General features: G+C 69.4%; 7 protein-coding genes and 2 pseudogenes. 7 read left to right on the forward strand and 2 right to left on the reverse strand.

Translation table 11 applies throughout. The features are described from left to right. The 3 genes and pseudogenes from AB0M20_RS17850 to AB0M20_RS17860 all read left to right on the forward strand — a co-directional run. Positions 1-670 (forward strand): annotated as a pseudogene (locus AB0M20_RS17850) (hypothetical protein); the annotation flags it as partial. A gap of 49 nt (positions 671-719) precedes the next feature. Continuing rightward, complete coding sequence (locus tag AB0M20_RS17855; RefSeq protein ID WP_364299370.1) at positions 720-1,613, forward strand: hypothetical protein; 894 nt, start codon at positions 720-722, stop codon at positions 1,611-1,613. Between the two features lie 145 nt (positions 1,614-1,758). Then, on the forward strand, positions 1,759-2,667 hold the full coding sequence (locus AB0M20_RS17860) for a TIGR03619 family F420-dependent LLM class oxidoreductase (RefSeq protein ID WP_364299373.1): 909 nt from the start codon (positions 1,759-1,761) through the stop codon (positions 2,665-2,667). A gap of 30 nt (positions 2,668-2,697) precedes the next feature. On the opposite strand, the gene AB0M20_RS17865 is transcribed toward AB0M20_RS17860, so the two are convergent. Both AB0M20_RS17865 and AB0M20_RS17870 read right to left on the reverse strand, forming a co-directional pair. Then, a complete protein-coding gene (locus tag AB0M20_RS17865) occupies positions 2,698-4,524 on the reverse strand; it encodes a long-chain fatty acid--CoA ligase (RefSeq protein WP_364299375.1) in 1,827 nt (608 codons plus the stop codon). Between the two features lie 67 nt (positions 4,525-4,591). Next, a complete protein-coding gene (locus AB0M20_RS17870) occupies positions 4,592-5,179 on the reverse strand; it encodes an XRE family transcriptional regulator (protein WP_364299377.1) in 588 nt (195 codons plus the stop codon). 69 nt (positions 5,180-5,248) lie between these two features. Here AB0M20_RS17870 and AB0M20_RS17875 point away from each other — a divergent pair, with 69 nt between their 5' ends. The 4 genes and pseudogenes from AB0M20_RS17875 to AB0M20_RS17890 form a co-directional block, all read left to right on the forward strand. After that, positions 5,249-6,187 carry an NAD(P)/FAD-dependent oxidoreductase gene (locus AB0M20_RS17875; RefSeq protein WP_364299379.1) on the forward strand — a complete coding sequence of 313 codons (939 nt, stop codon included), beginning with the start codon at positions 5,249-5,251 and terminating at the stop codon, positions 6,185-6,187. Positions 6,188-6,225: 38 nt separating this feature from the next. After that, complete coding sequence (locus AB0M20_RS17880) at positions 6,226-6,414, forward strand: hypothetical protein (RefSeq protein WP_364299383.1); 189 nt, start codon at positions 6,226-6,228, stop codon at positions 6,412-6,414. A 176-nt stretch (positions 6,415-6,590) separates the two neighbouring features. Continuing rightward, a complete protein-coding gene (locus tag AB0M20_RS17885; protein ID WP_364299381.1) occupies positions 6,591-6,962 on the forward strand; it encodes a YciI family protein in 372 nt (123 codons plus the stop codon). A 471-nt stretch (positions 6,963-7,433) separates the two neighbouring features. Next, a pseudogene (locus AB0M20_RS17890) lies at positions 7,434-7,618 on the forward strand (glycine/betaine ABC transporter substrate-binding protein); the annotation flags it as partial.

A 7,618-nucleotide genomic window follows, 5' to 3' on the forward strand; every position in this document is an offset into this window, starting at 1 on the left:
GGTCATGCTGGCCGGCACCCCGGCGGCAGTGCCCTGGCATGCCGCGTTCATGACGGGTACGGCCGTCCTCACCCTCCTGCTCCTCGCAGCGGCTGCCTCGTTCCAGCTTCCGTCGCGCCGCCGCGATCCCCGCCCGGCAGCGGCCACAGAACCCGCGGGCAACGCCATGGCCGCGGACGGCGCCATTGCGGCGGGCGGGGAGGTCGCACCGGTTGGGTCCTGGCGGTCGCTACAGCGGCGCGACGCCCCGCGGTGGGCGGTGGTGCTGGCCGCGGCGGTCGCGCTGGCCTTCGCGGCCACCGCCGGCATCCTCGGGGTCCGCGCCGCCCCCGCGCCGCCCCCGCCGGTCGCTCCGGTCGCCGGGCCGTCACCCGCCGTGGCGGGCGAGCACGAGGTCATCTACACGGTCAGCGCCCCGAGCACCGTGACCTGGATGCAGATCGTCTACGTCGACGCCCAGGGACGGGACCAGCGCACCACGACCGTGCCCAGCGGCCTGCCCTGGGTGCAGCCGATCCGCACCGGCCCGCGAGCCGGCCTGGTCTACCTCGCGGTGTCGATTGCCAGCAAGTCTCCGAACACCAAGATCCAATGCGCCATTCACGTGGACGGGCGCAGAGCCATCGCCTCGGAGGGCCCGTCCTGCAACGCGCACGTGCGACTACCTTGACCGATCGGCACGGGGAGTAGATATGCGAATGCGACGTACGTTGACGGCTGTGGCCGCAGCCGTCCTGCTGATGGCCGCCGGCTGTTCCGGCGGCGACGAGGGTTCCGGCGGCGGCTCGGCCAAGCCACCGGCCGGCGGCTGGCCGCAGCCGGAGAACGGGCAGATCACGGCGAAGATGTGTGGCCTGCTGACGGAGGCCGACTATGCGGAGTTCGGCCACAAGCTGCTGCTCGACCTGGAAGCATCGACCGCTTCGAAGGCGACCAGCAACGGCATCTACTGCAGCGCCCCGCCGGCCGACCAGCTCACTTTGTCCCTGCAGCCCACCGCGGAGGCGGCTGAGATTTACTACCAGGGCGTGCTGGCCAGCCGCAAGTTTCAGGTGGTCTCCGACAAGCGGGACACCATCCTGGTCGAGAACCTGGTCACCGGGGCCGACAGCAGCTGGCTCGACTACTGGGTGGACAGTGGCGAGGACGACGCGACCAAGGATTACGAGCTCGTGGTCCGGCGCGGGTCCCTGATGCTGTCGCTGGTGCTCAGCGGCGTCGACGAGGCCAAGGAGAAGGACCCCAAGGGTACGCTCGTCGCCCTCGCCGATCGCGTCCTGCAGCGCGTCGGTGAGCTCGGCAAGACCGACACCGGGGTGACCCGGATGTTGCACCTGGAGGTCAACGGCAAGGGCAAGGCCCGCCAGATCCAATACTCGGTGCCCGACCGGCCGGTGAAGACGCTGGAGAACGTCAAGCTGCCGTGGAAGGCCGATCTGCCACTCGCCGACCACGGCGACAACCTGCAGAACCTGTCCCTGAACGCCCACACACCGATTTCGCGGGGTCTGCCGGTGCAGATCGCCTGCCGCATCCAAGTCGACGACAAGATCGTCAGCGAGGAGGGCGACTTCGGTTTCGCCGGCTGCCTGAGCCACGTGCCGAAGCCCTGACGCGAAGCGGGCTCGTCCACCGCCGAGACGTCCTCATGCCCTGGCATGTCGGCGGAGGCGCTCCTAAGATCCTCGGTCAGGCCTGCGGGATGCCCGGGCGTCGGTCCGCCCGGTCCGATCGCCACCACCCTCTGAGGAGGACACGATGTCGTCGATCCAGTTGGGCGTGCACCTTCCGGTGGCGGGGCGCAACGCCTCACCCGAGGTCATCGCGCAGGTCGCGGAGGAGGCCGAACGGATCGGGCTGGACTCGGTGTGGGCCTGGGAGCGGCTGATGCGGCCGACCGTGCCGATCGCCATGGGCGGACCGGGCGGACCGGTGATGGACGCGCCCGAGGCCTTCGGGACGGTGTACGACCCGATCGAGACGCTCGCCTACGTCGCGGCCCGTACCCGCCGCATCTCCTTGGGCACCAGCGTGCTCGACGCGCTGTTCCAGAGCCCGATCATCCTCGCTCGCCGGCTGGCCACGCTGGACCGTCTCAGCGATGGCCGGCTCGTGGTCGGCATCGGCCAGGGCTGGATGGCGCAGGAGTTCGAGGCGGCCGGCGTCCCGATGAGGCGGCGCGGTGCGGGCTTCGAGGAGCACCTCGAGGCCATGCGGGCGGTCTGGGGTCCCGATCCGGTGCGATTCGACGGCCGTTTCTATCGCATCCCCGAGGCCGACATCGGTCCGAAACCGGTTCGCGCCGCCGGCCCACGCCTGCTGGTGGGCGCTGCCTCGCCGGTGGCGGTTGAGCGCGCCGGACGCCTCGGCGCCGGGCTCGTCCTGGTGATCTTCGACTGGGAGACGGTTCGCGCGTGCGTCGAGACCTTCCGGGCCGCGGCCGGCGCCGCCGGTCACGATCCCGGCACGCTGCCGGTCATGCTCCAGGTGAACGGCAACGTCACGGACGAGCCGCTGGACGACCGGGGACCGCTGCTCGGGTCGCCCGAACAGGTCGCTGCCGACCTCGACGAGGCCGCGCGGCTGGGTGTCGAGCACGTCTACTGGAACACCGACGACGAACCGCTGCACCAGCTGCCGCTGCTGGGCCGGCTGCGCCGCGGATGATCGGCCGGCCGGTCGATCATCCGCGGGTCGTCACATCTGCGCCAGTGTGCCCTCGTACATCTTGTCGATCTCGCCGGCGAAGTTCGCCTCCGTGCTGCGCCGCTTGATCTTGAGCGACGGCGTCAGCTCGCCGTCCTCGATGCTGAGTTCGCGGGGAAGGATGGCGAAGCTCTTGATCGTCTCCCAGCGGTTGAGTTTGGCGTTGAGCTGGTCGACATAGCCGCCGACCAGGGCACGCGCCTGCTCCGAGGCGACGATCTCGGCGTACGGCCTGCCCTCGAGCGGCCCGCCGGCCGCCCACCCGGCGACGGCGTCCGGGTCGAGCGAGATGAGCATCGTGCAGTAGTTGCGGGACTGGCCGATGACCACGGCCTGCGAGGTGTACGGGCACAGCGACTTGAACACGCCCTCGATGTAGGAGGGAGCGATGTACTTGCCGCCGGAGGTCTTGACCAGATCCTTCTTCCGGTCGGTGATCTTGAGGTAGCCGTCGTCGGACAGTTCGCCGATGTCACCGGTGCGGAAGAAGCCGTCCTCGGTGAACACCGCCGCCGTCTCCTCGGGCAGGTTGTGGTAGCCCCGCATCACGGGCGCACCGCGCAGCAGGATCTCACCGTCGGCGTCGATCCGGCATTCGACATCGCCCAGCGCCGTGCCGCAGGTGCCGATCCGGACCGACCCGGGACGGTTGACGAACACGCCCGCGCTGGTCTCGGTGAGCCCGTATCCCTCGCTGATCGGCATGCCGGCCGCCGCGAAGAACTCGCCGAGGGGTACGGAGATCGCGGCGGCACCGGCGACCAGCACCCGGATCCGCCCGCCGAGGCGGGCGTGCAGTTTGGCGAACACGAGCTTGTGGGCGGCCGCATAGCGGACCTTCAAGCCGAGCGGAATCGGCTTGCCGAGTTTCTCCAGTGCGACCTTCTGCTTGCCCGTGCGCACCGCCCAGGCGAAGATCTTGGCCTTCGCGCCACCGGCTTGCTGCGCGGTGATGACGACCTTGTTGTAGACCTTCTCGAACACCCGCGGCGGGGCACACATGATCGTCGGCCGGACAACGGCGAGGTTGTCGATCAGCTTGTCGACCCGGCCGTCCACATAGGTGGGCAGCCCCACGTGGATGACGCCGCACAGCAGCGACTTGCCGAACGAGTGCGACAGCGGCAGCCACAGGTACTGCAGGTCGTCGGCCACCAGCAGGCCGAGCTCGCTCTGGGCGACCGCTTCCCAGCACCAGCCACGGTGCAACAGCTGCACGCCTTTGGGGCGGCCGGTGGTGCCGGAGGTGTAGATCAACGTGGCGAGGTCGTCCGGTCCGATGGCCGCGACGACCTTCTCGATCAGATCCTGCTCCGCGGCCAGGGTCGCGGCGCCGCGCGCCTCGAGCTCGGCAAGGGTCAGCTGCGGTGGCGTGGCCGCCGGATCCGCTTCGCCGTCCATCAGCACGACGTGGGTGAGCATGGGCAGGGTGGCGCCGGACACCTTCCCGGCCTGCATCTGGTTCTCGGCGATGACCACCTTGGAACCCGAGTCGCCGATGATGAAGGCCGCCTCCTCCGGCTCGGTCGTCGGGTACACCGTGGTGGTCGCCGCGCCGGCGCACATCACCCCGAGGTCGGCGATGACCCAGTCGAGCCGGGTGTTGGCCAGGATCGCCACCCGATCCTCGGCCTTCACGCCGAGGCTGCGCAGCCCGGCGGCGATCGCGGTGGACCGCTCCCCCACCTGTGCCCAGGTCAGCCAGACCGGCCCGGAGTCGTCGGCGGCGGGGGACGCGAACGCCGGCCGGTCCGGCGTCGCCGCGACCCGCTTGAGGAACATCTCGGGAATCGAGCGGTACGGGATATCCAGTGTCATCTGCGCGCCGCCTTCGTTGGCAAGGACGTCCAGGCTATCTCGATGTGGGTCACGGCGGAGGATTGCATCACGTCGTCGTCCGGACGTCCATCCGCTCGCCGGGCCGCCCGAAGATGCTCAGGATCTCGGCCGATTCCGTCCCGGCGCTGCCGAACCAGTGCGGCATCGTGGTGTCGAACTCCGCGATCTCGCCGGGTGCGAGGATGAACTCCTGGTCGCCGAGCACGAGGCGCAGGTGACCGGAGAGAACGTAGATCCATTCGTGGCCGTCGTGCGCCCGCGGTTCCGGGTCGGCCTTGCCGGCCGGGACGACTATCTTCCAGGCCTGCATGCCGTCCGGCTGCCGGACCAGCGGGATGACCGTCCGGCCGTTCACCCGGCCGGGTTTGAGCCGGATCCGGGGATCGCCGACATCGGGCGCACCGACCAGGTCGTCCAGCGGAACACGGTAGGCGTGCGAGAGCGCCAGCAACAGCTCCAGGGTCGGCCGCCGGTGACCGGTCTCGAGCCGCGACAAGGTGCTCTTCGAGATGCCGGTCGTGCCGGACAGAGCGGTCAGGGTGATCCGCCGGTTCGTGCGCAGTTGCTTGAGCCGCGGCCCCACTCGTTCCAGGGTCGCGGTGATGGCCGCCGACGTGTCGTCCACGACGCTCATCCCACTCCGATTTCCCGGAAACAGCAACAGTCGTAGGCTCGCGGAGCGTGCCGGTCCAGCCTTGAGCGCATGAACACGTACGACGTAGTAGTCATCGGCGGCGGCGCGGCCGGCCTGTCCGCCGCCCTGGTCCTCTCCCGCGCCCGGCGCACGGTCCTCGTCGTGGACGCCGGCGCGCCCCGCAACGCCCCGGCCGCCCACATGCACGGTTACCTGTCCCGCGACGGCCTGCCACCGGGCGAGTTGCTCGCCGCCGGACGTGACGAGGTGAAGGGCTACGGCGGAGAGATCGTTGCCGGTGTCGTCACCGGACTGTCCCGCGAGGGCCACGGCGGGTTCACCGCCGTCCTCGCCAGTGGGCAACGGGTTTCGGCGCGCCGGCTGCTGGTCACGACCGGGCTGCGCGACGAACTGCCGGACGTCCCAGGTCTGGGCGACCGGTGGGCCCGCGACGTCCTGCACTGCCCGTACTGCCACGGCCACGAGGTTCGTGACCGGCGGCTCGGCGTCCTCGGCGGAACGCCGGGCGCCGTCCGGTACGCCCAGATCGTGCGGCAGTGGACGCACGACCTCGTCTACTTCACCCCGCCCGGCATCCTGACCGGGACCGAACGCGCCGAGATGACGGCCCGCGCCATCGGTGTCGTGGAGGGCGCCGTGCAGGAGCTGGTCGTCGAGGACGACCGTCTGCGGGGCGTGCGGATGGACGACGGCCACGTCGTCCGTCGTGACGCGCTGTTCGTACCCCCGAGGTTCGTCCCGAACAACGACCTCGTCGTGGGCCTCGGCTGCGACGTGGATCCCGACGGATGGATCACCGCCGACCGCACCGGGTTGACCAGCGTCCCCGGCGTCTGGGTCGCGGGCAACGTGGTCGACCCGCGTGCCCAGGTCATCACCGCCGCCGGCCAGGGATCGGCGGCGGCCATCGCACTCAACGCGGACCTCGTCGACGATGACGTCCGCTCCGCCGTCTGCGACCACAACCGACCCAAGGAGACACCGTGACCGCGCACACCCCGCCGACCAAGCACGAGCTCGCCCTGATGATCTGGCTGGCCGTCTTCCCGACCCTGACCGCCCTCAACCTGCTGCTGGGCGACTGGCTGAGCGACCTGACACCGGTCGTGCGCACGTTCGTGCTCGCCACCATCGCCGTACCGATCGTCATCTACGGGCTGATGCCGCAACTGCACCGCCTACGCCGCCACCTCCTCACCCGCGCCGCCGGCTGACGGCCGGCCCCTGTGCCGGCCGGTGTCATGGCTGTGGACTCCAGCAACGATGGTGACGTGACCGTCGACATCGCCGCCGCGAGAAGTTGCTCGAGGGACGTGTCGATCCGCGGGGCGCTCGTTCGACGTGTGGGTGCGAGGGCCGAGAGGCGGCTCCGCCGGACGAGGAGAACGCGATGTCGAAGTACCTGTTGATCATACGGGGCACCGATGAGTCGAACGCGGCCATGATGGCCGACATCGACGAGATGATGGCGGCGACCCGCCGGTTCATCGAGGAGATGATCGGGGCCGGTGTTCTCCTCGCGGCGGAAGGACTGGACGATCCGGCCAAGGGCGCCGTGGTCCACTTCAGCGGCGAGACACCGGTGGTAACGGAGGGCCCCTACGGCGAGACCAAGGAGCTGTTCGGAGGCTACTTCCTGCTCGAGGTCGCCTCGCAAGAGGATGCCATCGAGTGGGCCAAGCGGGTCCCGGCGGCCCGCGGATCCAAGATCGAGGTCCGGCGGGTGCCCGGGAGCGACGAGGTCCCGCAGGCCGGCCAGTGATCGTCCAGGGTTGATCGAAAATGCAAATGTCTGCTGATTGATCTTGCGCATGATGCGCACCCGAAGGCGAGGACCGTGGGTGCCGTAGCCGAACCTTCATGACAGATTTGGCTGCGCCACCCGCGGTCGCCGTGGATAGGGGCCGAGTCGAGCCGGGCCTTCTGTCCATGTCGGAGATTCATTGTTCCCAGGTCATGCGGCGGGCAGCCGGCGGGCGAGGTGGCGCCCGAACAAAAGATCCGTTCAACCCGTTGACCAACGCCCGGTTACGCACGATCATTGTGCGGCGTCACCGGGTGACTCCTTTGTCTCTCGGTGACCGGACGCTGTGGCGGCGCATCTGTTGATTTGGACACTTCCCATACAGATCCACGCGCGAGCCCGATCGGGCATCGCGCATTTCAGAATGCAACGTTTCACGTACACGTCGACCGCCCGCTCCCTCCCTCTTTCGCCCATGAAGGAATTGGTATGAGACTTCGGTTGCCCGCAGCCGCAGCGACTGTTTTGAGTCTTGCCCTGGCCGGTTGTGGCGGTGCGTCGTCGACCGCCGGTAACGACAAGCCCGCGGCCGGTAGCAAGGGCACGGTCAAGATCGCGATTAACCCGTGGGTCGGGTACGAAGCCAACGCCGCGGTCATCGCCCACGTCCTGCA

Origin of the sequence: Actinoplanes sp. NPDC051633 (genome assembly GCF_040681735.1) — a bacterium.
In the GTDB taxonomy this organism is placed as follows: Bacteria; Actinomycetota; Actinomycetes; order Mycobacteriales; family Micromonosporaceae; genus Actinoplanes.

Coding starts and splice junctions, on each gene's coding strand:
- AB0M20_RS17860 (WP_364299373.1), top strand. CDS start 1,759: ATGTCGTCGATCCAGTTGGGCGTGCACCTTCCGGTGGCGGGGCGCAAC.
- AB0M20_RS17865 (WP_364299375.1), bottom strand. CDS start 4,524: ATGACACTGGATATCCCGTACCGCTCGATTCCCGAGATGTTCCTCAAG.
- AB0M20_RS17870 (WP_364299377.1), bottom strand. CDS start 5,179: ATGAGCGTCGTGGACGACACGTCGGCGGCCATCACCGCGACCCTGGAA.
- AB0M20_RS17875 (WP_364299379.1), top strand. CDS start 5,249: ATGAACACGTACGACGTAGTAGTCATCGGCGGCGGCGCGGCCGGCCTG.
- AB0M20_RS17880 (WP_364299383.1), top strand. CDS start 6,226: ATGATCTGGCTGGCCGTCTTCCCGACCCTGACCGCCCTCAACCTGCTG.
- AB0M20_RS17885 (WP_364299381.1), top strand. CDS start 6,591: ATGTCGAAGTACCTGTTGATCATACGGGGCACCGATGAGTCGAACGCG.